This window comes from Stenotrophomonas indicatrix, assembly GCF_002750975.1.
Classification (GTDB): Bacteria; Pseudomonadota; Gammaproteobacteria; order Xanthomonadales; family Xanthomonadaceae; genus Stenotrophomonas; species Stenotrophomonas indicatrix.
This window is the reverse complement of record NZ_PEJS01000001.1, coordinates 3,531,345-3,555,490: the sequence shown is the minus strand read 5'-3', so window position 1 is coordinate 3,555,490 and position 24,146 is coordinate 3,531,345. Positions and strand designations below refer to the sequence as shown.

The following is a 24,146-nucleotide window of genomic DNA, read 5'->3' as shown; positions in this document are numbered from 1 at the left end:
GTTCTCGTGCTTACTGCGACTTGAGCTGGATGGCCGGGGTGACCTGCATCGCGCGCCAGGCGGGCAGGAAGCCGGCAGCAATGCTGGCCAGCAGGGTCAGGCCGAGGGCGAGCAGCAGCATGCTGCCGTCGAGGTGGGCCAGCTTGGCGTAGTCCACCGGCTGCTGGCGCACTGCATACAGGCCCAGCAGAGCCAGGCCGATGCCGAGCACGCCGCCGACCACGCCCACCGCGCCCGCCTCGACCAGGCACTGCAGGAAGATCTGCCCGCGGCTTGCACCCAGTGCGCGGCGCACGCCGATCTCACCGCTGCGGCGCAGGAACTTGGCCAGCAGCAGGCCGACCGTGTTGACCAGGCAGACACCGAGGAAACCCAGGGCCAGCCACATCTGCAGGCGCACGTCGCTGGGTACCGCGTTGTTGAAGGTCAGCCACTCCATCACGGTGCGCAGGCGCACGTTGGCCGGGCGCTCGAAACGGCCGGCAGCCCGCTGCTGGTCCGAGTAGTTCACCAGGTAGCGGCGGTAGTCCTCGGCCTTGGACGGGTCGAGCTCCACCCAGTACTGGATCCAGGTGCACGGCGCGTTGATCGAATTGCTGTCGTCATCGGGTGCGCCGTCGCGGAAGCAGTTCATGTTGCCGTTGCTGCCGAGCTTGAGGTCCATCGCGGTGGACAGCGGCATCATCAGGTCCTCTTCGCGGCCATAGTTGCCCACGGTCAGGTCGAAGAAGTGCGGTTCCGGATTCCAGGAGTCCATCACCCCGATCACCCGCAGCGAATGGCCATCGGCACGGATCTCACGGCCGACACTGTCCGCTCCCTGGAACAGCTTGTCGTTGATCACCTTGGACAGCACCACCACGCGGGAGCGACCGTCATCGTCGCTGGCCGTCCAGGCACGGCCATACAGCATCGGCACATTGAACATCGGGAAGAAATCAGCCGATGTCCAGCGGGTGTCGATGTTGAACGGCTTCAACGTGCTGCCTTCCGGCTCGATGGTCGCGTCACCGGCACTCATCATCGCCTGGCGCTCGCCACGCTTCTCGCGCAGCAGCGTCTCGGCATCGAAGCGGGTCATCTGGGTCTCCGGCTCTTCGCCGGTCAGGTAACCCGAGCGCGGGCGCGGATCGACCTGCACGTAGAACAGGCGGTCGCTCTTGTCAGGGATCGGGTCGCCGGACAGCACGTGGAACACGGTCAGGGTGGTCATCGAAGCACCGATGCCCAGCGCGATGGCCACCACCATCAGCGCGGTCAGTACCTTGTTGCGGCGGAAGCTGCGTACCGCCAGTCGGGCGTAGTAGGCGAACATGGTCGTGCCCTCACTCGTTGACGGCGACGATGCGACGCGGGGTGGTCAGCACCGGCTCGCGCACCAGGTCGGTGACCTGGCCGTCGACGATGTGCACGTTGCGCTGCGCGCGTGCGGCCAGTTCCGGGTCATGGGTGACCATCACGATGGTGGTGCCGGCAGCGTTGATCTCCTCCAGCAGTTCCATCACCCCGCGCGCCATCTGCGTGTCCAGGTTGCCGGTCGGTTCGTCGGCCAGCAGCAGGCGCGGGCTGCCGGCCAGGGCACGGGCGATCGCCGCGCGCTGCTGCTGGCCGCCGGAGAGTTCGTTCGGATAGTGCTTCATGCGCGAGCCCAGGCCGACCTGGCTCAGCGCCTTTTCGATGCGCTCGCGGCGCTCGCCGGCGCTCATCCTGCGGTAGCGCAGCGGCACGTCGACGTTGTCGAACAGGTTGAGGTCCGGAATCAGGTTGAAGCCCTGGAAGATGAAGCCGATCTTCTGGTTGCGCAGGCGGCTGCGGGCATCATCGCCGAGCTTGCTGACGTCCTGGCCATCAAGCATGTAGGTGCCGCTGGTGAAGGTTTCCAGCAGGCCGGCGATGTTGAGGAAGGTGGTCTTGCCGGAGCCGGACGGACCGGTGACGGCGACGAACTCGCCTTCCTTGACCTGCAGTTCCAGTGAACGCAGCGCGTGGGTTTCCACCTGTTCGGTACGGAAGACCTTGGCGACCGAACGCATTTCGAGCATGTACATGGGGTGTCCTCTCTCCAGGATGTATGAGTTGTCAGTTGACGGAGACGCGTTCGGCGTCCTTGAACAGGTCGCTGCCCGAGACCACGATGCGGTCCCCCGGCTGCACACCCGACTTGATTTCCACTTCGCCCAGGCTGCTGACGCCCAGTTCGACCGGACGACGCACCGCGGTGCGGCCATCCATTACGTACGCCACACCGTTGCCCTGTTCCACGAACGGGCCGCGCTCGACCTTCATGACATTCCTGCGGGTATCCAGCAGCACCCGCACCGACATCCGCTGGCTCTGGCGCAGGCCTTCAGGCTGGGCTGCGGCAAAGCGGACGCGTGCGTTGACTTCGCCATTGACCACTTCCGGCGACACCGCACTGATCTCGCCCGGGAACGGCTGGCCATTGCCACCGGTCAGCTGCGCCGGCATGCCGATCGCCAGATCGCGCGCGAAGCTCTCCGGCACCTTGATCTCGACTTCGAACTTGGACAGGTCGACCACGCCCAGCACCGGCGCGTTGGCGGCAAGGTTGGTGGCCTGGGTGGCCTGCACCTGGCCGACCTGGCCATCGAACGGTGCACGCAGGGTCAGTGCGTCGACCTGGCGCCGCACTTCGGCCACCACGGCCTTCTGGCGGTCGGCCAGCAAACGCTTGTTGCGTGCGTCCAGGTCCGCGCCCTGGCTCTGCAGGCGTGCATCGGTGGTGGCATTGACCAGGCTGATGTCGGCCTTCTTCAGGGTGTCCTGGGCCTTGGCCAGATCGATCTGCGGCACCGCGCCGCCATCGAAGCCGCGCTGGTAGCGCTGCAGGTCGCGGTCGGCGGCCTGCCGCTCGATGCTGGCCTGGTCGGTTTCCTTGCGCGATTTGGCCCGGGCCAGGGTGGCATCCAAGTTGGCGCGGCTGGCCTCGGCTTCCAGGCCGGCCAGGGTGGCCTCCTCCTGGGCGAGCTTGCTGCGCAGCTCGGGGCTGTCGATGATCGCCAGCTCCTGGCCCTTCTTGACCACGTCACCGGCGACCACCTTCAGGTCCACCGTGCCGGCGGAGATGGCGTACAGGACCGGGCTGTTGGCGGCGATCACGCGGCCGTCGGCGGCGATGTCGCGCACCAGGTCGCCGCGCTGCACTTCGGCGATGCGCACCCGGCTGCTGTCGAACGAGCTGCTGGCATTGGACCACGCATGCACGGCCCAGCCGATGCCGGTCAGCAGCGCGATACCCGCCAGGGCCGGCCAGCGGTAACGGTGCCATGCGGCCTTGGGGGCGCTGGCTGAAGCGGAGGAAACGATCTGGTCCTGGGCGGAGGTGTCGCGGATCATCGGGTTCGTGCCTGTCGGTGGTGCCAGAGTGGTGCTATGGACAAAGCACACAGCGTGCCAACTTTATTTCCTTTTCCATCAATGAGTTGAACATGTGTCGCTACTGTCCGGGTGTCCGCGGACACCTTTCCGGACACTTTCATTAAGCGGACAGGAGGGGGCTGGCGGACACGCAGGCTAGAATGCGGCGACCGTCTTCAAGGAAATGCGTGACATGTGTGGAATCGTGGGTGCGATCGCCGGGCGCGACGTGGTGCCGCTGCTGATCGAAGGACTGAAGCGACTGGAATACCGCGGCTACGATTCCTCCGGCATCGCCGTGATCGATCAGGCCGAACGGCCCGAGGTGCGCCGCGTACGCCGCACCGGTCGTGTCTCGGAGATGGCCACTGCTGCCGAGGCTGAAGGCTTCAACGCCAGCCTCGGTATCGGCCACACCCGCTGGGCCACCCATGGTGGTGTCACCGAGGCGAACGCGCATCCGCACATCAGCCATGGCGTGGCGCTGGTGCACAACGGCATCATCGAGAACCATGAGGAGCAGCGCGAGAAGCTGCGCGCGCTGGGCTACACCTTCGAGTCGCAGACCGACACCGAAGTGATCGCCCACCTGATCCACCACCATCTGAAGAAGGGCGATGACCTGCTGGTCGCGCTGCAGCACACGGTGAAGGAACTGACCGGTGCCTATGCGCTTGCCGTGGTCAGCCGTGCCGAGCCGGAACGCTTCGTCTGTGCCCGCATGGGCTGCCCGCTGCTGGTCGGTCTGGGCGAGGGCGAGAACTTCGTGGCGTCCGATGTGTCGGCCGTGCTGTCGGCCACGCGCAAGGTGATCTTCCTGGAAGAGGGCGACACCGCCGAGATCCGCCGGGATGGCGTGAGCATCTTCGATGGCAACGATCAGCCGATCGAGCGCGATGTGCATCTCTCCGATGTCTCGCTGGCCTCGCTGGAGCTGGGCCCGTACCGCCACTTCATGCAGAAGGAGATCCACGAGCAGCCGCGTGCGCTGGGCGACACCATCGAAGCGGCGATCGACGCTGGTGGCTTCCCGGCCGAACTGTTCGGCAAGAATGCCGAAGCGGTGCTGTCGGGTATCGAGGGCGTGCAGATCCTGGCCTGTGGTACCAGTTACTACTCGGGCCTGACCGCGCGCTACTGGATCGAGGCCATCGCCGGCCTGCCGTGCAGCGTGGAGATCGCCAGCGAGTACCGCTACCGCGCCGCGTATGCCAATCCCAAGCACCTGATCGTGACCATCTCCCAGTCCGGCGAAACGCTGGACACGATGGAAGCGCTGAAGTACGCCAAATCGTTGGGCCACACGCACACGCTGTCGATCTGCAACGTGCCGGAAAGCGCGATTCCGCGCGCCAGCGAACTGGTCTGCTACACCCGTGCCGGCGCCGAGATCGGCGTGGCCTCGACCAAGGCGTTCACCACCCAGCTGGCCGCGCTGTTCCAGCTGACCGTGGTGCTGGGCAAGCTGCATGGCCGCGTTGATGCCGCACAGGAAGCGGACTACCTGGAGCAGCTGCGTTTCCTGCCGGGCAGCGTGCAGCATGCGTTGAACATGGAACCGCAGATCGCCGCATGGGCCGAGCGCTTCGCACGTAAGAGCAGTGCGCTGTTCCTCGGCCGTGGCCTGCACTATCCGATCGCCCTGGAAGGCGCGCTCAAGCTGAAGGAAATCTCGTACATCCACGCCGAGGCCTACCCGGCCGGCGAGCTCAAGCACGGGCCGCTGGCGCTGGTGGACGAGGACATGCCGGTGGTGGTGATCGCGCCCAACGACAGCCTGCTGGAGAAGGTCAAATCCAACATGCAGGAAGTGCGCGCGCGTGGCGGCGAGCTGTTCGTGTTCGCCGACCAGGACAGCAACTTCAACGCGTCCGAAGGCGTGCACGTGATCCGCACCCCGCGCCATGCCGGCGTGCTCAGCCCGGTGGTGCACACCATCCCGGTGCAGCTGCTGGCGTACCACACCGCGCTGGCGCGCGGCACCGACGTGGACAAGCCGCGCAACCTGGCCAAGAGCGTTACGGTGGAGTAACACTCGGGTCCATTGGATGCTGCATGCGAAAGGGGCCCACGTGGCCCCTTTCGTTTACGACGGTGGCGCTGCCAAGTGGGACAGCCGCCGGGTTTTCTGTCCGCGGTCGGCAGCAGGCAATCAATCTTTAATGCGCGACATCGCCTGTATTCAGCGGCGGTTTCAGCCGCGGTGCCATTCTCTGGATCGTCAGTTGGTTCCTACGACGAACTGTCCCATCGATGCCGCTAGTGACCGATGGTCGCAGTCGTAGAATCGAATTGACCGAGATCCGGGTTGAGCCGTTGAACCCCCTCGTTCGTGTTGCAGCACGACGTCTGCCGATCCATTCCAAGCGGCAGGTGGGTGCGCCAGACGTGCACTGAAAGGTCTGTTCCCGGGGAGGGGGCGAATCGGCAGAGCACACTTTTTTGACTTGAGTGACCTGCACCAGGAAACAAGAATGAACGTCCGCGAGCTCCTGCAATCCAAGAAAGAAGCTGTCATCACCATCGACACGGAAGACACGATCGGTGCCGCCGCGCACAAGATGAGCGCGAATAAAATCGCCGCACTGGTAGTGATGAAGGATGATGCGCCGGTCGGCATCATTTCCGAAAAGGACATCGTCCGCAGCCTGGCCGATGATGGCCCGCAGGCCGGTCGCCGGGTGATTTCCAGCCTGCCGTCCACCGGCCTGGAAGGCATTGCGCCGGACGCCACGTTGAAGCAGGCCATGTCCCTGATGACCTACTCGCGTCGTCGCCACCTGATGGTCACCGACGGCAGCAAGCTGGTCGGCATCCTCAGCCTGGGTGACATCGTGAAGAACCTGCTGGGCGAGCTGGAGCTGGAAAAGGCCGTATTGCAGGACATCTACATGGCGGCCCACTGAGGCCTGCGCTGTGTGATGAAACGAAGCCGGGCATTGCCCGGCTTCTTCGTTGGTAGCGCCGGGCCATGCCCGGCTTCTTCGTTGGTAGCGCCGGGCCATGCCCGGTTTCATTCGTTGGTAGCGCCGGGCCATGCCCGGCGAGCGCGTAGCGCAGGAATCAGAAGCTGATCTTCACCGAATCGGCGCTGTAGTTCGCCGGGCCGTGGTAGACGACCTCGATGTTGTTGCCATCCGGATCGAGCACGAAGGCGCCGTAGTAGCCGGGATGGTACGGGCGCTCGCCGGGCGCGCCGTTGTCCTTGCCGCCAGCCGCCAGCGCAGCGCTGTGGAAAGCATCGACGGTGGCGGTATCGCGGGCCTGGAAGGCCAGGTGATGGCGACCGGTCAACTGGCCGGCAGCGGCCTCGCTGCTGGCGCTGGAAATGAACAACTCGTCGGCCCAGAAGTAGTCATCGCCTTCGCCGGCCACCGGGATGCCGATCGTGTCGAACACCGCCTGGTAGAAGCGGCGGCTGGCGGCCAGATCGCGTACGACCAGCTGGATGTGGTCGATCAATCGCCCGCGGTGCAGTTCCATCGTTTCCATGCCAACCTCACAAAAAAGGGGACGGAGGGGATCAAGTCGCTCGCGGCCCCATCGTGCCATGAATGTCGGAGCAAGGCCGCCGGGCATGGCCCGGCGCTACCGGAACGGGCCCTTTCTGCCGGTCAGGCGTTGGCGATGATCTCGACCCAGTAGCCGTCCGGGTCCTTGATGAAGGCCAGGTTCTTCATGCGGCCGTCGGTCAGGCGCTTCTGGAAGGTGACGCCCAGGTCTTCGAAACGCTGGCAGGCCGCTTCGATGTCCGGCACCGACACGCAGATGTGGCCGAAGCCGCGCGGGTCGCTGTTGCCGTCGTGGTAGACGGCGCCTTCCTGGTTCTCGGTGCCATGGTTGTGGGTCAGTTCCAGCACGCCCGGCAGGCCGGCCATCCACAGGCGGCGGGTGTTGTCGTCTTCCGGCACCACGGTGCCGGCAGGTACGTAGGCCAGGAAGTACAGGCTGAACTGGGCTTCGGCGAAGTCGCGCTTGTCGATCAGCTGGTAGCCCAGCACGCGGGTGTAGAAGTCCAGCGAGGCGGTGGCGTCCTTGACCCGCAGCATGGTGTGGTTGAAGACGAAGCCGGTGGTCTCGGCCGGGGCCTGGGCGGCGACGCCGGGGACATCGCGCAGGGCGGGAATGGTCATGGGGGAGGTCCTTCAGACAGGGCCGTTGCCGGCCGGATGGGTGTCATTCTACGGGCCGGCAGCTGACGGCACCGCGACGTACAATGGCCGGATCGCACCGTTCCGTCCTGATGACCATTGCCCGCCATGTCGCAGCGTGAATGGGTGGCCGCCGCCATCCGCAAGATCGAAGCTGATTTCAACCGTTCCGCCGATACCCACCTGATCCCGCTGGCGCTGCCCGGGTTCGAGGGCATCGATGTGTACCTGAAGGATGAATCGAGCCATCCCACCGGCAGCCTCAAGCACCGGCTGGCGCGTTCGCTGTTCCTGTATGCGCTGGCCAACGGCTGGCTGCGTGAAGGGCGGCCGGTGATCGAGGCCTCCAGCGGCTCCACCGCCGTTTCCGAGGCCTACTTCGCGCGCCTGCTCGGCCTGCCGTTCATCGCAGTGATGCCGGCCACGACGTCGCCGGAGAAGATTGCCGCGATCGAGTTCCACGGTGGCCGCTGCCATCTGGTCGAGCGCGCCTGCGACCTCAACTGCGATTCGGAAAAGCTGGCCCGCGAAACCGGCGGCCACTTCATGGACCAGTTCACCTATGCCGAGCGCGCCACCGACTGGCGTGCCAACAACAACATCGCCGAATCGATCTTCAAGCAGATGGCCGAGGAGCCCAGCCCGATTCCGGACTGGATCGTGTGCAGCCCCGGCACCGGCGGTACCGCAGCAACGCTCGGGCGCTACGTCAGCTATCGTCGGCATGACACCCGCATCCTGTGTGCGGACCCGGAAGTCTCGGTGTTCTACGATGGCTACCAGGCTGCCCTGGCCGGCGGCAACGAGTGGCGCGGCATGACCTGCAACGGCGGCTCGCGGGTGGAAGGCATCGGCCGGCCGCGGGTGGAGTCCAGCTTCATCCCGACCAGTGTCGATGCCATGGTGAAGGTGCCGGACGCCTTGAGCCTGGCTGCGATGCGTCACGTCAGCCGCCAGCTGGGGCGCCGCGTCGGTGGCTCCACCGGCACCAACTTCATCGGCGTGCTGCATGCCGCGCAGTGGATGCGCGAGGCCGGCCGCCAGGGCAGCATCGTCAGCATCCTGTGCGACAGCGGCGATCGCTACGCGCACAGCTATTACGACCCGGCCTGGTATGTGCGGCAGGGAATCGATGTGGACGCTGCCGACGCGCAGCTAGCGGCGGCGGTGGCCGGGCAGGGCCTGCCTGGATTGCCGTGGTGCAGTCTGGAAGCGCTGTAAGCCCGTCAGGCATCCGCCGGGCAAGGCCCGGGGCTACCAGGACAGGTCGGCAGCGCCGGGCCATGCCCGGCGAGCGCAGCGGCGCATTGGATCGCGCTCAATACCCGGCGGCCATGAAGGCCTCCAGTACCGCATCGCGCAGCGCGTCGGGCAGGGCCTCGATCTCCACGGCGCGGTCGTCCAGGTGCAGGCGTGGGTCCAGGCTGCTGGCCCGGCCCTGGGCCAGGGCCTGCAGCCACAGCAGCACGCAGATGACGAATTCGCGCTCGTGGCCCAGCCGCACCTGGCTGGCACCGCGCTCGATCACTTCGAAGGGATACCATTCCTGCTCATCGCTGAACCTGCCGCCCTGGCGCTGCAGTGCCTGCAACTGCTGCAGGTGGCGCGGCGCATCATCGCCCGCATCGCACAACGCGGCGATCCAGGCCAGTTCAGTCGGGCTGGCCGACAGCGCCAGCGTTGGTGAACGTACTGCGGATGGAGCTGGAGCCAGACCTTCCATGTGGGGCCTCCTCGACACGTTCCGCTGCGGTCTCCCCCGCGCCGCAAGCTTCAGCCGGCGGCCGTAAGGCCGACGTGAACAATGGCCCGCCGCCCCTTGTCTGCCGGCCCGGCCAGCGCCATATCGGTCTGGCTGCCCGCGCTGCCGGGCCCGTACCCTGGAGACCTGCCGTGACCGTTGCCAACCCCCTGCTCGATTTTTCCGGCCTGCCGCGCTTCGAGGCGATCCGCCCCGAGCATGTGGCGCCGGCGCTGGACGTGCTGCTGGCGCAGGCCGAAGCGGTGGTCAGCGCTGCCGAGCAGGTGCAGCCGGTAACCTGGCAGACCTTCGTCACCCCGCTGGACGACGCCACCGAACGCCTGTGGCGCGCCTGGGGCCTGGTGGGCCACCTGCAGGGCGTGGTCAACACGCCGGAGCTGCGTGAGGCCTACAACAGCAACCTGCCGCGGGTGACCCGCTTTGCCAGTGCGCTGGGCCAGAACCTGGCGCTGTACCGCCAGTACCAGGCGCTGGCGGCCAGCACCGAAGCGGCCGGTTTTGATGAGGCGCGCCGCAAGGTGCTGGACAACACCCTGCGTGATTTCCGCCTCGGCGGTGCTGAACTGGATGCGGACGCGCAGCAGCGTTTTTCCGCCATCAAGGAGGAACTGTCGGCGCTGTCGGCGAAGTTCTCGCAGAACGTGCTCGACGCCACCGATGCGTGGTCGCTGATCGTCGAAGACCCGGCGCGCCTGGCCGGCGTGCCGGACGACGTGAAGGCTGCTGCACGCGCCGCTGCGGAAAAAGACGGCAAGGCAGGCTGGAAGCTGACCCTGCAGATGCCGTGCTACCTGCCGGTGCAGACCTGGGGCGAGGACCGCGACCTGCGCGAGATCCTGTACCGCGCCAGCGCGCAACGCGCTTCCGAGTTCGGCGACGATGCGCTGGACAACGGCGGCAACATCGATCGCATCCTTGCACTGCGTGCCGAGCTGGCCGCGCTGCTGGGCTTTGATTCCTACGCCGACTATTCGGTGGCCACCAAGATGGCCAGCGACCCCGCCGAAGTGCTGGGCTTCCTGCGTGACCTGGCCGCGCGCGCCAAGCCGTTCGCCGCCAAGGACCGCGCCGAGCTGGAGCAGTTCGCCCGCGAGCATCTCGGTATCGACAGCCTGCAGGCCTGGGATCTGGCGTTCGCCGCCGACCGCCTGAAGCAGGCGCGTTACAGCTACTCCGAGCAGGAAGTGAAGCAGTATTTCACCGAACCGAAGGTACTCGGCGGCCTGTTCTCGGTGATCGAGCAGCTGTACGGCCTGCGCGTGCAGGAAGACAGTGCGCCGGTCTGGCATGAGGACGTGCGCTTCTTCCGCCTGGTGGATGCGCAGGGCGCCCTGGTGGGCCAGTTCTACCTGGACCTGTACGCCCGCGAGGGCAAGCGTGGCGGCGCGTGGATGGATGACTGCCGCAACCGCCGCGAGCGCGCCGATGGCAGCGTACAGACGCCGCTGGTGTACCTGGTGTGCAACTTCGGCCGTGGTGCCGATGGCAAGCCGGCAACCTTCAGCCACAATGAAGTGACCACGCTGTTCCATGAAATGGGCCATGGCCTGCATCAGCTGCTGACCCGCATCGGCGAACTGGGCGTGGCCGGCATCAACGGCGTGGAGTGGGATGCGGTGGAGCTGCCCAGCCAGTTCATGGAGAACTTCTGCTGGGAATGGGACCACCTGCAGGGCATGACCGCGCATGTGGAAACCGGCGAGCCGCTGCCGCGCGCGCTGTACGAGCGCATGCTGGCCGCACGCAACTTCCACAGCGGCATGGCCACCGTGCGCCAGCTGGAATTCGGTCTGTTCGACATGCTGCTGCACAGCCAGTTCGAGGCGGCGCAGGACAGCGTGCTGGCACTGCTTGAGCGGGTGCGTGCGGAAGTGGCGGTGAACCATCCGCCGAGCTGGAATCGCTTCCCGCACCAGTTCAGCCATATCTTCGCCGGTGGCTATGCCGCCGGTTACTACAGCTACAAGTGGGCCGAAGTGTTGAGCGCCGATGCCTACGCCGCGTTCGAGGAAGCGCCGCAGGCGCTGGCCGCAACCGGCGCGCGTTTCCGCGACGAGGTGCTGTCGCGCGGCGGCAGCCGTCCGGCTGCCGAGAACTTCAAGGCCTTCCGCGGCCGTGCGCCGCAGATCGACGCGCTGCTGCGCCATTCGGGCATGGCGTAAGCACGTTGCCGCCATCCACGCATGGCGTGGATCTACCGGAATGCTCCGGCATGGCGTAAACGCAAAAAAGGGCAGCGCTCCGGTAGCGCCGGGCCATGCCTGGCGAGCACGTAGCGCGGCGTAGGAAAGCCGCCGGGCATGGCCCGGCGCTACCGGGGCGTCCCGCTTTCAATCGGCGTAGATCATCTTCCGGGTCATGCCGCCGTCGACGATGAAGTCCTGGCCGGTGCTGAAGCCGGACAACGAGGACAGCAGGTACACCGCCAGTGCGCCGATGTCCTCGGGTTCGCCGACGCGGCCAACCGGATGCTGGGCGTGGGCGGTGGCCGAGTACTGCGGCACGTGCCGGCGTGACGGCGCCTGCCAGGCATCGGTGCTGATCCAGCCGGGGCTGATGCTGTTCACCCGCACCGCCGGTCCCGCACTGATGGCCAGTGCATGGGTGAAGGCCACCAGCCCGCCCTTGGCCGCAGCGTAGGCTTCGCTGTGCGCCTCGGACTGCCAGGCGCGCGTCGATGCGATGTTGATGATCGCGCCTGCGTCGGCCGACAACGCCGGCAATGCGTGCTTGCTGCACAGGAACGCGCCATGCAGCGATGACAGCCGGCGCTGCCATTCTTCCCAGTCCATGTCCTGCAGCAGGGTGCCGTGCGGCCCGGCGATGCCGGCATTGTTGACCAGGCCGTCGATGCGCCCGAAGCGTTGCAGGGCCGCCGCGATGAAGTCGCGCACGCTGCTTTCGTCGGTGATGTCCAGCCGCTGGAACGCGGCATCATCGCCGCGCTGCCATTCGGCCAGGCAGGCCTGGCCCGCCTCTACGTCCAGATCGCCGATCAGCACACGGCCGCCGGCCCCGAGCACCGCCTGGGCGATGCCGCGGCCGATGCCGTTGGCACCGCCGGTGACCAGCACCACCCTGCCGTGCAGCGGCGCAGCCGGCCAGGTGGCAATCGGCGGCACCGTGCTCATGACAGGTCGTCGCCGCGCAGGCGACGGTGCCAGCCCTCGACACCGATCCGGTCCAGGGTCTGGATGTTGCGCTCGACGATCACGTCCGGGTCCGGGTAGACGTCCACCGCGCGCGCCACGCTGTCTTCGCGCAGCAGGTGCAGGGTGGGGTAGGGCGCGCGGTTGGTGTAGTTGCTGGCGTCATCGGCGGCGACGCCATCGAACTGGTAGTCCGGATGGAAGCTGGCCACCTGCAGGATGCCCTGCAGGTCCAGCGCCTCGATCGCCGCATCGGCGTTGTCGAGGAAGTCGTTGTAGTCGAGGAAGTCGGTCAGTACCTGCGGATGCACGATCAGGGTGGTATCGATCTGCTCGGCCGGCGTGTCGCGCAGCAGCACCAGTTCCTCGGCCAGTTCTTCCACCAGGGCTTCGGGTGTGGTCGCGTCGCTCAGCACGATGCGGACCTGGTCCTTCACATACACCGCCTTGGCGAACGGGCACAGGTTCAGGCCGATGACGATGCGCTCCAGCCACAGGCGGGTGGCGGCGATCGGGTCGTCGGTGGGCAGGGGGGTGTCGGTCATGGCGGGCGCATCGGCTGGCGGGGGGGGCCATTGTAGGCGGGCCGCTGCAGGGGCGCCGTTCACTGTGCAGGAACTGGACAACGGCGATGCTGGAAATTCCCGTCGATTCAATCCCTTGCCGACATCACGCCAATGGCCGATTGCCGACGCTGCGGGCCAGGCGTGCAATGGCGGCACGACACAGGAGGACTTTTCATGACTGCATCTTCCCCATGGCTGCCGGACGCACTCTGGTCAGGCGCCTTCTTCGACGGTCAATGGAGCGCCGCTGCACAGCGCCAGCCGGTGATCGAGCCCGCCACCGGGCACTCGCTTGGCGAAATCGGCCTGGCCGATGCGGCGCAGGTCGCACGTTCGGCGGCCGCTGCGGCGCAGGCACAACAGGCATGGGCGGCAGCGCCGTACGAACAGCGCGCCGAGGTGCTGCGCAAGGCTGCACGCCTGGCCGAAGAAAACATCGATACGCTGGTCGGCTGGCTGGTCCGCGAAAGTGGCTCCACCCGCCTGAAGGCCGGTTTCGAGGCCAAGGTGACCATCAAGGCGCTGCATGAGGCCGCCGCGCTGCCTTCGCGCAGCGTGGGTGAGATCCTGCCGTCCGAACCTGGGCGGCTGAACCTGGCGCGGCGCCGTCCGCTGGGTGTGGTGGGGGTGATCTCTCCGTTCAATTTCCCGCTGTACCTGGCGATGCGCGCGGTGGCGCCGGCGATCGCGCTCGGCAATGCCGTGGTGCTCAAGCCGGACCCGCGCACGGCGGTGTGTGGTGGTGCGGTGATCGCACGCCTGTTCGAGCAGGCTGGTCTTCCGCAGGGTGTGCTGCAGATGTTGCCCGGCGACGGCGCCGTCGGTGCCGCGCTGACCAGCGACCCGCATGTGGCGATGATCCAGTTCACCGGCTCGACGGCGGCCGGACGCAAGGTTGGCGAAGCCGCCGGCAAGCACCTGAAAAAGGTGTCGCTGGAGCTGGGCGGCAAGAACGCGCTGATCATCCTTGACGATGCCGATCTCGACCTGGCCGTGGCCAACACCGCCTGGGGCGTGTACCTGCACCAGGGCCAGATCTGCATGGCCACCGGCCGTGTGCTGGTACAGCGCAGCATCCACCAGGCCTTCCTGCAGAAGCTGGTGGCCAAGGCGAAGTCGCTGAAGGTGGGTGACCCGGCACGCGAGGATGTTGCGCTGGGCCCACTGATCAATGCCGCGCAACGCGACCATGCGGCGCGTGTGGTCGACGACGCGGTGAAGGCGGGTGCCACGCTTGAAACCGGCGGCACCCACCAGGACCTGTTCTTCGCACCCACCGTGCTCGGCAACGTCAGTGTCGACAATCCGGCGTTCAACGAAGAGATTTTCGCGCCAGTAGCGGTGGTGGTGCCGTTCGATGACGACGACGAAGCCGTGCGCCTGGCCAATGACAGCGAGTACGGCCTGTCGATGGCGATCGTCTCCCGCAATGTCGGCCGCGCGCTGAAGCTGGGCGAGCGCCTGCGCACCGGTCTGCTGCACATCAACGACCAGACCGTGAACGACGAGGTCATCAATCCCTTCGGCGGGGTAGGGGCGTCCGGCAACGGCACCAGCATCGGCGGCCCGTCCAACGTGGAGGAATTCACCCAGTGGCAATGGATGACGGTCAAGGGCGAAGCCCCGGCCTATCCCATCTGATCGAGGAGAACGCAACGATGAGCAGCAACAGTGGATCGCGTGACATCACCGCAGCGGTGGTGCGCGGCAAGGAACAGCCCTTTGTCATCGAGCAGGCGCGCCTGCGCGGCCCGCAGGACGACGAAGTGCTGGTGAAGATCGTAGCGACCGGCCTGTGCCATACCGACCTGATCGTGCGTGACCAGTACTATCCGGTGCCGCTGCCGGCGGTGCTGGGCCATGAGGGTGCGGGCATCGTCGAGGCGGTCGGCCCCAACGTGCGCGAGCTGAAGGCCGGCGACCATGTCGTGCTGACCTACGGCCAATGCGGCCACTGCAATCCCTGTCGTGGTGGCCACGGTGCGTACTGCCGCGATTTCTTCGCGCTGAATTTCGGTGGTGATGATGGCCACGGCCATACCGCCATCACCGATGCACAGGGCCAACCGCTGCACGATCACTTCTTTGCACAGTCGTCGTTCGCCACGTTTGCGCTGGCGCGCGAGATCAATGCGATCAAGGTGCCTGACGATGCGCCGCTGGAGCTGCTCGGTCCGCTGGGCTGCGGCATCCAGACCGGTGCCGGTGCGGTGCTCAACTCGCTGCAGGTGCGATCGGGCAGCAGCTTCGCCAGCTACGGCGCCGGTGCGGTCGGCCTGAGTGCGGTGATGGCGGCCAAGGTCGCCGGTGCCACCACCATCATCGCCATCGACGTGGTGCCCTCGCGGTTGCAGCTGGCCATGGAGCTGGGCGCCACCCATGTGGTCAACAGCCGCGAGACCGATGTGATCGAGGCGGTGCGCGCGATCACCGGTGGTGGCGCCGATTTCGCGCTGGAATCGACCGGGCGCCCGGAAGTGCTGTCGGCCGGCATCGAAGCGCTCGGCGGGCTTGGCATGATGGGCGTGGTCGGTGCGCCGAAGCTGGGCACCACTGCCAGTTTCGATGTGAACAACCTGCTGCTGGGTGGCCGCAGCATCCGTGGCATTGTCGAGGGCGACAGCGTGCCGCAGGTGTTCATTCCGCAGCTGGTGACGCTGTACCAGCAGGGGCGCTTCCCGTTCGACAGGCTGGTGAAGTTCTATCCGCTGGAGCAGATCAACCAGGCGGCCGAGGACAGCACGCGGGGGATTACGCTGAAGCCGATTCTGCGGATCGCGGCGTGAGGTGAGGGTGGGGTGGGTTTGCAGGGCTGCGCCCTGCACCTGCCGAATCAACGGCAACGGCAACGGCAACGGCAACGGCAAAAGCGGGCATTCCGTGGGATGGCGGGGTGGGTCCGGTTGCGGGGGACGCTGCAAGTACGTCCATGTAAGCTCGGTCGCCGCATCCATGCGGCTCACGCCCCCGCAACCGGACCCACCCCGCCTTCGACAGGTTCCCGCTGCTGTTGGTGGGTGGGGACCGTTGGTCGGCACGCGGCTGTTGGCGGGTGTCGACCACGCGGCTGTTGGTGGGTGTCGACCTTGGTCGACACGTGGATCCACGCCATGCGTGGATGAATGCCGGACGAAATTGGAAACGCTCCGTTGTTGGCATGTAACGCGGGCATGGCGTGTGTGGGTGTACGCTGCATGCATGATGGCCACGACAGTCGGGCAACAGCAGCTGGTGGCGGCTCGGGCCGCCTTCGCCGAGGGCGACGTGCAGTCGCTGGCGATGCTGCCCCTGCCGTTGCAGCAGTCCTGGCAGCGCTCGCATGCGGCCGGTGTGCGCCCCGGGCAGGAGCCGTATTACCCGCCGTTGCAGGGCAACGGACACCGCTTGGAGTCCCGCGATGACCGCCGCCTGGCGCGTTGCGTGCAGCCGGAACTGGAGCAGTTGTGGGCCGCGTTCGGTGCGCGTGGGTGGACGATGTTCTGCGCCAACCGCGAGGGCATGGTGATCGTGCATCGCGCCCATGGCCTGGAAGATGCAGCGCTGCTGCGGCCGATCCAGGTGGGCCGGCGGCTGGGCGAGGCCGAGATCGGTACCACCGCGCCTGCGGTCAGCCTGGCCGACGACCTGCCCGCATTGGTACGCGGCAATGAACACTATCTGCAGCGGTTCGCCCCCGTGTTCTGCCTGAGTGAGCCGCTGCATGACCTGCAGGGGCAGGTCTGCGGTGCGATCGACATCACTGGGCTGGGGGAACGCGATCCGGCGTTGCTGCAGGGCTATTTCCGGCAGGCAGCGCTGGCCATCGAGAACCGCTTGATGCACACGCTCAGCGATGTGCATCTGCTGGCGGTGCAGCATGATCCGCGCTGGTTGGCATCACCGCTGCAGGGCCTGCTGGCGGTGCAGGAAGACGGCCAGTTGCTTTGCGCCAATCGCGTCGCCCGGCGCCTGCTCGGCCTGCCGCGGCGTGGGCCGCTGCCGCTGCTTTCGCTGGACACGCTGTTTGCCGGCGCCAGCGCAGCACAGCGACGTCGACTGCTGCAGCCCGGCCCTGCGCATCGGGTGCGACTGGGCGAGGGCAGTGCGGTCCATCTGCAGCATCTGCAGGCACCGCGCGCCGCACGGACACGTTCACCGGCTACGGCCGCAGCGCCCGTGCAGGCGGCACCATTGCGTGACCAGCAGCGCGATGCGGCACGGCGAGCCGCCCATACCGCCGACGGCAACCTCAGCCTCGCCGCACGCCAGCTCGGCATCTCGCGGACAACGCTGTACAAACTGCTGCGCGAGTGAGGCCGGCCACCGAGGCCGGCGTTACATCGCGGTGTCGATCAATCGCGGAAGTTGTTGAACTGCAGCGGCAGTTCGAACTTGCCGGCCTTCAGCACGGCGATGGCGTCCTGCAGGTCGTCGCGCTTCTTGCCCATCACCCGCAGCTTGTCGCCGTTGATCTGGGTTTCCACCTTCAGCTTCGCTTCCTTCAGCGCCGCAGCGATCTTCTTGGCGATCTTCTGCTCGATGCCCTGCTTGACGGTGATCTTCTGCCGGGCCTGCGCAAGGTTGGTTTCCACGTCGCCATACTCCAGGCTGAGCACGTCGATGCTGCGGGCGGCCAGGCGAGCGCGCAGGATGTCGTTCATCTGCTTGAGCTGGAACTCGCTCGGCGCGGACTGGGTGATCACTTCGCCGTCTCGCTCGAACTTGGCGTCCACGCCCTTGAAGTCGAAACGGGTGGCAAGCTCGCGGTTGGCCTGGTCGAGCGCATTGGTCAGTTCGTGGGTGTCGACTTCGGACACAACGTCGAAGGAAGGCATGGGCGTTACTCCGCAGAAATCAGTGGCGGCCATTCTATCGCGCCGGTCGCGGCGGCAACGCCCGTGGTCGGCGATAATGGGCCATGAACGTGCAACGCTCCCCTTCGCGCGCCGTGGCCTGGATGGTCGCTGCTGTCGCCTGTTTCTCGCTGATGGACGCCGGCATGAAGCAGCTCTCGGCCGGCTATCCCTCGCTGCAGGTCACCTTCCTGCGTGGCGCGGCGTCGCTGCCCTTCGTGCTGGTCTGGGTGCTGGCCAGTGCCGGGCCACGCTCGCTGATCCCGCGCCGCTGGGGGCTGCACCTGCTGCGCGGCGGGCTGGGCATGGCGATGATCGGCTGCTTCGTGTTCGCCCTGCGCGACCTGCCGCTGTCCACCGCCTACACCATTTATTTCGTCGCGCCGCTGCTGATTGCCGCACTGTCGGTGCCGCTGCTGGGCGAGCGGGTCGGGCCGCGGCGCTGGGTCGCCATCGGCATCGGCCTGGTCGGCGTGCTGGTGGTGCTGCGGCCGGGCGTGGGCGGTTTCATCTCGGTGCCGGGCCTGATGGTGCTGGCCGCCGCCACCGCCTATGCCATCGCCGCGATCACCGTCAGCCTGTTGACCCGCACCGATACCTCGCAGTCGATGGTGGTCTGGTTCCTGGTCATCATGGCCATCGGCGCCGGGCTGCTGGCTATCCCCGGCTGGGTGCCGCTGCAGATGGCGCATGCGCCGTTGATCGCCGGCATGGGCCTGGCCGGAGCGCTGGGCCAGATCGCGCTGACCAAGGCCTTCCAGCTGGGTGAGGCATCGATGATCGCACCGCTCGAATACAGCGGCCTGGTCTGGGTAATCGGCTGGGACCTGGCCTTCTGGGGGCAGCTGCCGGATGGCTACACCTGGGCGGGCGCGGCAATCATCGTCGCCTCGGGCCTGTACCTGCTGCACCGCGAACGGGTGAACCGGCAGGAGCCGCCGAAACCGTTGGACCATCCCTGAACCGATCTGGCTGGGGAAGGGGTCAGAGCCCCTGCGGGGATCCGACCCCGGGGTCGGATCCCCGCAGGGGCTCCGACCGCCGCCGATGTACCGATGCGGGCGCCTTAGAATCAAAAGGAATAACATTCTGGCCCATGGCGCGGGCGCGCGAGCGCCAGCGCTGGTAGGCTGCACGCCCCTTCCATCGCCCTCCCGGTGAGCTGATCCCGTGATCGAGTTCCAGCGCCTGCACAAATCCTATGCCGTTGCCGGCCGCGCGGTCAGCGCGCTGCAGCCGCTGGACCTGACCATCGAGGCCGGCGAGGTGTTCGGCATCATCGGTCATTCCGGTGCGGGCAAATCGACGCTGATCCGCATGATCAACCGCCTGGAGGAGCCCAGTGGTGGCCGCCTGCTGATCGCCGGCGAAGATGTCACCGCGCTGGATCCGGAAGGCCTGCGCGCGCTGCGCCGCCGGATCGGCATGATCTTCCAGCACTTCAACCTGCTGTCCTCGCGCACGGTGGCCGGCAATGTCGCCTTCCCGCTGGAGCTGGCCGGCACGCCGAAGGCCGAGATCGATGCGCGTGTCGCCGAGCTGCTGCAGACCGTGGGCCTGCAGGCGCATGCGGACAAGTACCCGGCGCAGTTGTCGGGCGGCCAGAAGCAACGTGTGGGCATCGCCCGCGCACTGGCCACCCGCCCGCAGATCCTGCTGTGCGATGAGGCTACCAGCGCGCTCGATCCGCAGACCACCGCGTCGGTGCTGGCGCTGCTGTCGAAGATCAACCGCGAACTGGGCCTGACCATCGTGCTGATCACCCACGAGATGGACGTGATCCGTCGCGTCTGCGACCGCGTGGCCGTGCTTGATGCCGGCCAGCTGGTCGAGACCGGCCCGGTAACGAAGGTGTTCCTGCACCCGCAGCACCCGACCACCCGCCGTTTCGTCAGCGAATCGGAGCAGGTGGACGAGGGCACCCTGCACCGCGATTTCGACGCGGTCGGTGGCCGTGTCGTGCGCCTGACCTTCCTTGGCGCCGACACCTACGAACCCCTGCTCGGCAGCGTCGCGCGGCAGACCGGGGTCGACTACAACATCCTGTCCGGGCGTATCGACCGGATCAAGGACACCCCGTATGGCCAGCTGATCGTCGCCCTGGTGGGCGGTGACCAGTCCGCCGCGCAGGCCGCATTCGTGGCTGCCGGCGTGCATGTTGAGGAACTGCGTCGATGATCATCGCCACCGCCGGCGGCTTCTTCCGTCACCTGGATGCAGGCAAGTGGGCCGACATCGGTCAGGCCACCATCGACACCCTGCTGATGCTGGCCGGTTCGCTGCCGCTGACCCTGGCCATCGGCCTGCCTCTGGGCGTGCTGCTGTACCTGTTCGGTGCGCCACAGCTGAAACGCCGGCCGGTTGCCTACGGCGTGCTGGCGCTGGTGGTGAACCTGCTGCGCTCGGTGCCCTTCATCATCCTGATGATCGTGCTGATCCCGGTGACCCTGTTCATGATGGGCACCTCGCTGGGCGTAGGTGGCGCGATCGTGCCGCTGGTCATCGGCGCTGCGCCGTTCTATGCGCGGCTGGTGGAAACCGCGCTGCGTGAAGTGGACCGCGGGGTTATCGAGGCGACCCAGGCAATGGGTGCTACCACCTGGCAGCTGGTCACCCGCGTGCTGCTGCCCGAAGCACGGCCGGGCCTGATTGCCGGTGCCACGGTGACCACCGTGGCCCTGATCGGCTTCACCGCGATGGGCGGTGCGATCGGTTCCGGTGGCTTGGGCGACCTGGCCTTCCGCGACGGCTACCAGCGCTCGCACACCGACGTGGCGCTGGTCACGGTGGTCCTTTTGCTGGTGCTGGTGCAGCTGCTGCAGATGCTGGGTGACCGCCTGGTCGCGCATTACAGCCGCAGATAACAGAATGCCGGGCGGTGCCCGGCATCGTTCAGGGTAGTGCCGGCCGCTGGCCGGCAACTTCATGCCTGGTAGTGCCGGCCGCTGGCCGGCAACTTCATGTCTGGTAGTGCCGGCCGCTGGCCGGCAACTTCATGAACGCGGGAAGCACCCTGCAGTTGCCGGCCAGCGGCCGGCACTACCACCGTGTGCAGTCAACGCACGTTCGGTACTTCGTAGCCCAGCTTGCCCACCTGCTCGGCGTGCTGCGGCACGCGCTTGAGCTTGTCGGTGTTGACCCCGTACTCGTCGCGCAGGCGTTCGGCCAGGTCCTTGTACAGGGCCTTGTCCATGTCAGGCGTGCGGGCGAAGATCCAGGCCATCTCGCGGCCCGGGTAGCCGATCAGCGCCCAGGAATAGTCCGGCGCTACTTCCAGTACCCGCGAATGGGTCGGCACGACCCGGTAGAACCAGGTGCGCCAGCCGTGGTTGCCACTGTCGGGATCGACGCTGGCGCGCGCACGGATTTCCTGCAGCGGTTCACCGAAACCATCGCGGTAGCGATAGGTGATGGCGACCTTGTGGTCCTCGCGCAGCTCGTACTGGTTGACGCTGGCGACGTGGCCGCGCTCGATGAAGTTCGGCACGCGGCCGATCACGTACCAGGTCCCCATGAAGCGCTGCAGGTCGATCGCCCCATCTGCAGAGGCTTCCGCGGCGCTGTTGCGGGACGACGGTGGAGAATTGGCAGCCACTGCCGGACCGCCCAGGGACAGGGCCAGCAACACAGCGCAGAGCGGGCGGATCGAGGTCATGCGGGAGCGGGCTCCAGTGGGCTTGCCCGCGCATGGTCACTGTGTGCACGCCATCCGTCAATGGTGTCGCAGCCGGTGAGAAGCCCCGCAGCCAAGCTGACCGCCATCGACCACCGGAGAATCCGCATGCGCACACGTCCCCGCCACCGCCCGCCAACTGAACGCGTCAGCGAACGCGCCGATCCGCGCCTGTTGCGGGTGGTGCCGCAGCTCGCCCTCGCTGGCCTGGCCGTGGTGCTGGTGTGGCCGGCCGCGCGCGGCAGCAGTGCCTGGCTGGGCTGGTTGCCGCTGTGGCTGGTCGGCATGCCGTTGGCGGCCTGGTGGGCACTGCTGCGCTGCCCGTTGCCGACGCTGGCCGCGCTCCGCGCGCTGCGACGCGACCATGGGCAGGCCCGGCGGCGCTCCCCCACACGTACGCGCAAGGCGCACACCGCCACGGCCTGACCTTCGACACGGGGGCGGCCCCGGTGATCCATGCTAGCGTTCCACGGCTAATGACTGCCTGGAGCTGCAATGTCACGATTCGCTTCCGCCTGCCTGCTGGCCGGCATGATGACCGCTGCCTCGGTGGGTACCGCCGTGGCCGCTGAAGACACCGACCGTTACGCCTGGCTGGAGGACGTCACCGGCGACAAGCCGTTGTCCTGGGTCAAGGAACAGAACGCCAAGTCCGAGGCGCGCCTGGCGCAGACCCCGGCCTTCAAGCAGATGGAGAGCAGCATCCGCGAGGTGCTCGACTCGGACGCCAAGATTCCCGGCGTGCAGAAGATCGGCGATTACTACTACAACTTCTGGAAGGACAAGCAGCACGAGCGCGGCCTGTGGCGTCGCACCACCCTGGCCGAGTACCGCAAGGCCTCGCCGACCTGGGAAACCGTGCTCGACCTGGATGCGCTGAACAAGGCCGAGAACGAGAACTGGGTCTGGCACGGCGCCGACTGCCTGCGTCCGGATTACAGCCGCTGCCTGATCGCGCTGTCGCGCGGCGGTGCCGACGCCGATGTCACCCGCGAGTTCGACCTGGCCAGCAAGAGCTGGATCAAGGACGGCTTCTTCCGTCCCGAATCGAAGGGCGGCCTGAGCTGGATCGACCGCGACACCGTGTTCGTCTACACCGATTTCGGCAGCGGCTCGATGACCACCTCCGGTTACCCGCGCGTGGCCAAGCTGTGGAAGCGTGGCACGCCGATGTCCGCCGCCAGCCTGGTCTACGAAGGCAAGCCGGAAGACATGTACATCGCGGCGATGCACGATGACACCCCGGGCTTCGAGCGCAACCTGGTCAGCCGTACGCTGGCCTTCTACAACAACGAGATCTACCTGCGCGGCGACGATGGCAAGCTGACCAGGATCGATGCGCCGAACTCGGCCGAGAAGGGCCTGCACAAGCAGTGGCTGACCCTGGAACTGCGCGACCCGTGGACCGTGGGTGGCAAGACCTACGCCTCCGGCGCACTGCTGGTGACCAAGCTGGATGATTTCCTGGCCGGCAAGCGTGACTTCGAGGTGCTGTTCACCCCGACCGCGACCACCTCGCTGGCCAGTGCCTCGTGGACCAAGAACCACCTGGTGCTGAACGTGCTGGACGACGTCAAGAACCGCCTGTCGGTGCTGACTCCGACCGCCAAGGGCTGGCAGAAGAGCGATTTCGTCGGCGCGCCGGCCTTCGGCACTCTGGGCGTCAGTGCGGTCGACAGCAATGACAGTGATGCAGTGTGGCTGACCGCCACCGATTACCTGACCCCGACCACCCTGGCGATCGCCGACATCGGCAAGGCACCGGAAGTGCTCAAGACCATGCCGGCGTTCTTCGATGCCGACGGCAAGGTGATCGAGCAGCATTTCGCCACCAGCAAGGACGGTACCCGCGTGCCGTACTTCGTGGTGCACGACAAGGCGATGAAGCTCGACGGTTCCAACCCGACCCTGCTGTACGGCTACGGTGGTTTCGAGATTTCGCTGACCCCGTCGTACTCGGGCGGCATGGGCCGCGCCTGGCTGGAGAAGGGCGGCGTGTACGTGGTCGCCAACATCCGTGGTGGTGGCGAGTACGGCCCGCGCTGGCACCAGGCGGCGCTGAAGCAGAACCGTCACAAGGCCTATGAAGACATGGCCGCGGTTGCCCGGGACCTGGTCACCCGCAAGATCACTTCTGCCAAGCACCTGGGCGTGCAGGGCGGCAGCAACGGTGGCCTGCTCACCGGCAACATGCTGACCCAGTACCCGGAGCTGTTCGGTGCGGTGGTGGTGCAGGTTCCGCTGCTGGACATGAAGCGTTACAGCCACCTGCTGGCCGGCGCCTCGTGGATGGCCGAGTACGGCAACCCGGACACCAGCGACTGGGAGTTCATCAAGACCTTCTCGCCGTACCACCTGTTCGACGCGAAGAAGAGCTACCCGCCGGTGCTGTTCACCACCTCCACCCGCGATGACCGCGTGCATCCGGGCCACGCCCGCAAGATGGCCGCGAAGATGATCGATGCCGGCAAGGACGTGACCTACTACGAGAACATCGAAGGTGGTCATGGCGGTGCAGCCAACAACGCGCAGGCCGCGCACATGTCCGCACTGGCCTACAGCTTCCTGTGGGAGCGGTTGGGCGGTAAATGATGAAATGAAAAACGCCGCCCTCGGGCGGCGTTTTTCGTTGGGT

Annotated in this window: 22 protein-coding genes; 12 read left to right on the top strand and 10 right to left on the bottom strand. The window is 66.7% G+C overall.

Going from position 1 to position 24,146, the window contains the following annotated elements; translation table 11 throughout:
* Positions 1 to 10: 10 nt before the first annotated feature.
* Genes CR918_RS16280 through CR918_RS16270 form a run of 3 tightly spaced genes read right to left on the bottom strand, consistent with a single transcriptional unit; the run spans position 11 to position 3,357 of the window.
* Positions 11 to 1,315, bottom strand: a complete 1,305-nt coding sequence (locus CR918_RS16280) for an ABC transporter permease (RefSeq protein ID WP_099785478.1) — start codon at positions 1,313 to 1,315, stop codon at positions 11 to 13.
* A gap of 10 nt (positions 1,316 to 1,325) precedes the next feature.
* The gene (locus CR918_RS16275; protein WP_099843735.1) at positions 1,326 to 2,048 is read right to left on the bottom strand and encodes an ABC transporter ATP-binding protein; all 723 of its coding nucleotides are present in this window, start codon (positions 2,046 to 2,048) and stop codon (positions 1,326 to 1,328) included.
* A 31-nt stretch (positions 2,049 to 2,079) separates the two neighbouring features.
* Entirely contained in the window at positions 2,080 to 3,357 is a 1,278-nt protein-coding gene (locus tag CR918_RS16270; RefSeq protein ID WP_099843733.1) for an efflux RND transporter periplasmic adaptor subunit, read from the bottom strand.
* Between the two features lie 214 nt (positions 3,358 to 3,571).
* Here CR918_RS16270 and glmS point away from each other — a divergent pair, with 214 nt between their 5' ends.
* Together glmS and CR918_RS16260 are read left to right on the top strand one after the other, a co-directional pair.
* A complete protein-coding gene (gene glmS / locus CR918_RS16265; protein WP_025877334.1) occupies positions 3,572 to 5,410 on the top strand; it encodes a glutamine--fructose-6-phosphate transaminase (isomerizing) in 1,839 nt (612 codons plus the stop codon).
* A gap of 442 nt (positions 5,411 to 5,852) precedes the next feature.
* The gene (locus CR918_RS16260; protein WP_025877332.1) at positions 5,853 to 6,284 is read left to right on the top strand and encodes a CBS domain-containing protein; all 432 of its coding nucleotides are present in this window, start codon (positions 5,853 to 5,855) and stop codon (positions 6,282 to 6,284) included.
* A gap of 157 nt (positions 6,285 to 6,441) precedes the next feature.
* On the opposite strand, the gene CR918_RS16255 is transcribed toward CR918_RS16260, so the two are convergent.
* Both CR918_RS16255 and gloA read right to left on the bottom strand, forming a co-directional pair.
* A complete protein-coding gene (locus tag CR918_RS16255) occupies positions 6,442 to 6,870 on the bottom strand; it encodes a VOC family protein (RefSeq protein ID WP_099843731.1) in 429 nt (142 codons plus the stop codon).
* Positions 6,871 to 6,992: 122 nt separating this feature from the next.
* A complete protein-coding gene (gene gloA / locus CR918_RS16250; RefSeq protein WP_088101934.1) occupies positions 6,993 to 7,511 on the bottom strand; it encodes a lactoylglutathione lyase in 519 nt (172 codons plus the stop codon).
* A 126-nt stretch (positions 7,512 to 7,637) separates the two neighbouring features.
* Between gloA and CR918_RS16245 the strand changes: the two genes are divergently transcribed.
* Positions 7,638 to 8,750 carry a PLP-dependent cysteine synthase family protein gene (locus CR918_RS16245; protein WP_099843729.1) on the top strand — a complete coding sequence of 371 codons (1,113 nt, stop codon included), beginning with the start codon at positions 7,638 to 7,640 and terminating at the stop codon, positions 8,748 to 8,750.
* Between the two features lie 97 nt (positions 8,751 to 8,847).
* On the opposite strand, the gene CR918_RS16240 is transcribed toward CR918_RS16245, so the two are convergent.
* Positions 8,848 to 9,252, bottom strand: a complete 405-nt coding sequence (locus CR918_RS16240; protein ID WP_033832265.1) for a hypothetical protein — start codon at positions 9,250 to 9,252, stop codon at positions 8,848 to 8,850.
* A gap of 170 nt (positions 9,253 to 9,422) precedes the next feature.
* Here CR918_RS16240 and CR918_RS16235 point away from each other — a divergent pair, with 170 nt between their 5' ends.
* The gene (locus CR918_RS16235) at positions 9,423 to 11,453 is read left to right on the top strand and encodes a M3 family metallopeptidase (RefSeq protein ID WP_099843728.1); all 2,031 of its coding nucleotides are present in this window, start codon (positions 9,423 to 9,425) and stop codon (positions 11,451 to 11,453) included.
* Between the two features lie 168 nt (positions 11,454 to 11,621).
* On the opposite strand, the gene CR918_RS16230 is transcribed toward CR918_RS16235, so the two are convergent.
* A complete protein-coding gene (locus CR918_RS16230) occupies positions 11,622 to 12,422 on the bottom strand; it encodes an SDR family oxidoreductase (RefSeq protein WP_099843726.1) in 801 nt (266 codons plus the stop codon).
* Positions 12,419 to 12,985 carry a DUF1415 domain-containing protein gene (locus tag CR918_RS16225; RefSeq protein ID WP_025877318.1) on the bottom strand — a complete coding sequence of 189 codons (567 nt, stop codon included), beginning with the start codon at positions 12,983 to 12,985 and terminating at the stop codon, positions 12,419 to 12,421. Before CR918_RS16225 ends, CR918_RS16230 begins: the two co-directional genes overlap by 4 nt.
* Positions 12,986 to 13,180: 195 nt before the next feature.
* Between CR918_RS16225 and CR918_RS16220 the strand changes: the two genes are divergently transcribed.
* From CR918_RS16220 to CR918_RS16210, 3 genes are all read left to right on the top strand, one after another.
* Complete coding sequence (locus CR918_RS16220) at positions 13,181 to 14,647, top strand: benzaldehyde dehydrogenase (RefSeq protein ID WP_099843725.1); 1,467 nt, start codon at positions 13,181 to 13,183, stop codon at positions 14,645 to 14,647.
* A 17-nt stretch (positions 14,648 to 14,664) separates the two neighbouring features.
* Positions 14,665 to 15,792 (top strand): NAD(P)-dependent alcohol dehydrogenase, encoded by a 1,128-nt coding sequence (locus CR918_RS16215; protein WP_025877316.1) that lies wholly within the window; start codon positions 14,665 to 14,667, stop codon positions 15,790 to 15,792.
* A gap of 415 nt (positions 15,793 to 16,207) precedes the next feature.
* Entirely contained in the window at positions 16,208 to 17,299 is a 1,092-nt protein-coding gene (locus CR918_RS16210; RefSeq protein ID WP_223486690.1) for a helix-turn-helix domain-containing protein, read from the top strand.
* Positions 17,300 to 17,337: 38 nt separating this feature from the next.
* On the opposite strand, the gene CR918_RS16205 is transcribed toward CR918_RS16210, so the two are convergent.
* Positions 17,338 to 17,820: a YajQ family cyclic di-GMP-binding protein gene (locus tag CR918_RS16205; protein WP_025877313.1), complete on the bottom strand. Its 483-nt coding sequence runs from the start codon at positions 17,818 to 17,820 to the stop codon at positions 17,338 to 17,340.
* Positions 17,821 to 17,903: 83 nt separating this feature from the next.
* Between CR918_RS16205 and CR918_RS16200 the strand changes: the two genes are divergently transcribed.
* The 3 genes from CR918_RS16200 to CR918_RS16190 all read left to right on the top strand — a co-directional run bounded on the left by CR918_RS16200 (position 17,904) and on the right by CR918_RS16190 (position 20,702).
* Complete coding sequence (locus CR918_RS16200) at positions 17,904 to 18,800, top strand: DMT family transporter (RefSeq protein WP_025877311.1); 897 nt, start codon at positions 17,904 to 17,906, stop codon at positions 18,798 to 18,800.
* 208 nt (positions 18,801 to 19,008) lie between these two features.
* A complete protein-coding gene (locus tag CR918_RS16195; protein ID WP_025877309.1) occupies positions 19,009 to 20,016 on the top strand; it encodes a methionine ABC transporter ATP-binding protein in 1,008 nt (335 codons plus the stop codon).
* Complete coding sequence (locus CR918_RS16190; RefSeq protein ID WP_099843721.1) at positions 20,013 to 20,702, top strand: methionine ABC transporter permease; 690 nt, start codon at positions 20,013 to 20,015, stop codon at positions 20,700 to 20,702. The genes CR918_RS16195 and CR918_RS16190 overlap by 4 nt, the downstream gene beginning before the upstream one ends.
* A gap of 191 nt (positions 20,703 to 20,893) precedes the next feature.
* Here CR918_RS16190 and CR918_RS16185 read toward each other — a convergent pair whose 3' ends face one another.
* Positions 20,894 to 21,493 (bottom strand): lipocalin family protein, encoded by a 600-nt coding sequence (locus CR918_RS16185; protein ID WP_033832259.1) that lies wholly within the window; start codon positions 21,491 to 21,493, stop codon positions 20,894 to 20,896.
* Positions 21,494 to 21,619: 126 nt separating this feature from the next.
* Between CR918_RS16185 and CR918_RS16180 the strand changes: the two genes are divergently transcribed.
* Together CR918_RS16180 and CR918_RS16175 are read left to right on the top strand one after the other, a co-directional pair.
* Entirely contained in the window at positions 21,620 to 21,937 is a 318-nt protein-coding gene (locus tag CR918_RS16180) for a hypothetical protein (RefSeq protein ID WP_099843719.1), read from the top strand.
* 69 nt (positions 21,938 to 22,006) lie between these two features.
* A complete protein-coding gene (locus tag CR918_RS16175; RefSeq protein ID WP_099843717.1) occupies positions 22,007 to 24,103 on the top strand; it encodes a prolyl oligopeptidase family serine peptidase in 2,097 nt (698 codons plus the stop codon).
* Positions 24,104 to 24,146: the final 43 nt, after the last annotated feature.

What these genes read in the sequence shown, in the direction of transcription:
- CR918_RS16280 (WP_099785478.1), bottom strand. Translation starts at nt 1,315, where the DNA reads ATGTTCGCCTACTACGCCCGACTGGCGGTACGCAGCTTCCGCCGCAAC.
- CR918_RS16275 (WP_099843735.1), bottom strand. Translation starts at nt 2,048, where the DNA reads ATGTACATGCTCGAAATGCGTTCGGTCGCCAAGGTCTTCCGTACCGAA.
- CR918_RS16270 (WP_099843733.1), bottom strand. Translation starts at nt 3,357, where the DNA reads ATGATCCGCGACACCTCCGCCCAGGACCAGATCGTTTCCTCCGCTTCA.
- glmS (WP_025877334.1), top strand. Translation starts at nt 3,572, where the DNA reads ATGTGTGGAATCGTGGGTGCGATCGCCGGGCGCGACGTGGTGCCGCTG.
- CR918_RS16260 (WP_025877332.1), top strand. Translation starts at nt 5,853, where the DNA reads ATGAACGTCCGCGAGCTCCTGCAATCCAAGAAAGAAGCTGTCATCACC.
- CR918_RS16255 (WP_099843731.1), bottom strand. Translation starts at nt 6,870, where the DNA reads ATGGAAACGATGGAACTGCACCGCGGGCGATTGATCGACCACATCCAG.
- gloA (WP_088101934.1), bottom strand. Translation starts at nt 7,511, where the DNA reads ATGACCATTCCCGCCCTGCGCGATGTCCCCGGCGTCGCCGCCCAGGCC.
- CR918_RS16245 (WP_099843729.1), top strand. Translation starts at nt 7,638, where the DNA reads ATGTCGCAGCGTGAATGGGTGGCCGCCGCCATCCGCAAGATCGAAGCT.
- CR918_RS16240 (WP_033832265.1), bottom strand. Translation starts at nt 9,252, where the DNA reads ATGGAAGGTCTGGCTCCAGCTCCATCCGCAGTACGTTCACCAACGCTG.
- CR918_RS16230 (WP_099843726.1), bottom strand. Translation starts at nt 12,422, where the DNA reads ATGAGCACGGTGCCGCCGATTGCCACCTGGCCGGCTGCGCCGCTGCAC.
- CR918_RS16225 (WP_025877318.1), bottom strand. Translation starts at nt 12,985, where the DNA reads ATGACCGACACCCCCCTGCCCACCGACGACCCGATCGCCGCCACCCGC.
- CR918_RS16220 (WP_099843725.1), top strand. Translation starts at nt 13,181, where the DNA reads ATGACTGCATCTTCCCCATGGCTGCCGGACGCACTCTGGTCAGGCGCC.
- CR918_RS16215 (WP_025877316.1), top strand. Translation starts at nt 14,665, where the DNA reads ATGAGCAGCAACAGTGGATCGCGTGACATCACCGCAGCGGTGGTGCGC.
- CR918_RS16210 (WP_223486690.1), top strand. Translation starts at nt 16,208, where the DNA reads ATGGCCACGACAGTCGGGCAACAGCAGCTGGTGGCGGCTCGGGCCGCC.
- CR918_RS16205 (WP_025877313.1), bottom strand. Translation starts at nt 17,820, where the DNA reads ATGCCTTCCTTCGACGTTGTGTCCGAAGTCGACACCCACGAACTGACC.
- CR918_RS16200 (WP_025877311.1), top strand. Translation starts at nt 17,904, where the DNA reads ATGAACGTGCAACGCTCCCCTTCGCGCGCCGTGGCCTGGATGGTCGCT.
- CR918_RS16190 (WP_099843721.1), top strand. Translation starts at nt 20,013, where the DNA reads ATGATCATCGCCACCGCCGGCGGCTTCTTCCGTCACCTGGATGCAGGC.
- CR918_RS16185 (WP_033832259.1), bottom strand. Translation starts at nt 21,493, where the DNA reads ATGACCTCGATCCGCCCGCTCTGCGCTGTGTTGCTGGCCCTGTCCCTG.
- CR918_RS16180 (WP_099843719.1), top strand. Translation starts at nt 21,620, where the DNA reads ATGCGCACACGTCCCCGCCACCGCCCGCCAACTGAACGCGTCAGCGAA.
- CR918_RS16175 (WP_099843717.1), top strand. Translation starts at nt 22,007, where the DNA reads ATGTCACGATTCGCTTCCGCCTGCCTGCTGGCCGGCATGATGACCGCT.